Genomic DNA, 1,543 nt, shown 5'->3' with positions numbered 1-1,543 from the left:
AGCATTCCTGTAATGAAGAAATTTGAGGTTTGAACAAAAAAAGTCCCCTTGGTATGATACAAGGTGTCCAAAGCTTCGAAGCAAAAAATGGACCCTTAATTTAAGTAACCAAGGAGGACTCAAAATGAATTATACTCAAAATCAAAAAATCTCGCAAATCACACCATCAACATTAGTAATTGGCATTGATATTGCCAAAGACAAACACGTAGCACGGGCACAAGATGATCGTGGCATCGAGTTTGGAAAGCGTTTGGTTTTTGTAAATCGAATCCATGGCTTCCAATCATTATTGGAATGGGTGGAACGGCACCGAGAACAAAATGCAAAAAATCATGTGATATTTGGTGTTGAGCCAACTGGGCATTACTGGCTTAATTTAGCTTACTTTCTTACCACTAAAGGCTATGACTTTGTATTGGTCAATCCAATGCATGTCAAGAAATCCAAAGAGCTTGATGACAACTCTCCAACGAAAAATGATACAAAGGATGCCAAAGTAATTGCACAGCTGATAAAGGATGGACGATACTCCGTACCAAATCTTTTAGATGGCATTTATGCCGAACTAAGGGAGGGCGTCAAAGTAAGAGATCAACTCATCCAGCAGCTTATGATTACAGAAGGACGAATTCAAAACGTAATTCAGCGTTATTTTCCAGAGTTCTTTGATGTTTTTGGTGACTGGGAAGGGAAAGCTGCCTTATGTACGCTTAAACTATTCCCGTTTCCTTCTCAAATAATTGAAATGGAGCCTGATGAGGTTCTTTCAAAATGGAAACCTTTTGTACAACGAGGAGTTGGAATCAAACGAGCGACTAAGCTAGTAGAAACTGCTAAGAAGAGCATTGGTATTCAGATTGGTATTGAGTTTGCCAAACATGAACTGGACTTTCTAATCCGCCAATACGAACTTTATAAAGAGCAACTAGAACAGTTAGACAATCAAATAGAAGCTATTCTAACTACAATACCAGGCACCAAGCAAATGATTGATATAAATGGTTTAGGTGCAATAACAGTTGCCAAATTATTTGCCGAGATTGGCGATATAAGCAAATATAGCCATCCACAGCAATTAGTTAACCTAGCAGGGCTTTCATTACGCGAACATAGTTCCGGAAAATTCAAAGGGCAAACTAGAATCACTAAACGGGGAAGAAGTGGGCTCCGAAGGGCCTTATACCAAGCCATTCGTCCACTCGTCGCTCATAATGAAACCTTTAAGGCTTTGCATCATTATTATACCAATCGTTCTGAACGCCCTTTAAAAAAGCAACAGTCACTCATTGCCCTATGTTGTAAGCTACTACGTGTTTTATTTGTCATTGGTCAAAAACAGTGTGAGTTTGATGGTTCCAAGTTATTGCAAGGTTTACCTCAAAACAACACATTACAAGCTGCTTAAAACTAAGTTATTTTTATAACTATTTCAGAATACTACTTTAAATCACACGACAAATACCAATAGTGCAGAGTCGGAGTTTATTTTATCCATTCAGGCATATGACCTAGCATAGGAGCATGTCCGACCTCCACCTCA

At 38.8% G+C, this 1,543-nt stretch carries 1 protein-coding gene; it reads left to right on the top strand.

The window, feature by feature from the left end:
• Positions 1-124 precede the first annotated feature (124 nt).
• The gene (locus tag LKW28_RS22795; protein WP_229142703.1) at positions 125-1,408 is read left to right on the top strand and encodes an IS110 family transposase; all 1,284 of its coding nucleotides are present in this window, start codon (positions 125-127) and stop codon (positions 1,406-1,408) included.
• Positions 1,409-1,543: the final 135 nt, after the last annotated feature.

This window comes from Bacillus sp. REN16 (assembly GCF_020731355.1).
In the GTDB taxonomy this organism is placed as follows: Bacteria; Bacillota; Bacilli; order Bacillales; family Bacillaceae_L; genus Ferdinandcohnia.
This window is presented reverse-complemented; position numbering and strand designations above follow the sequence as displayed.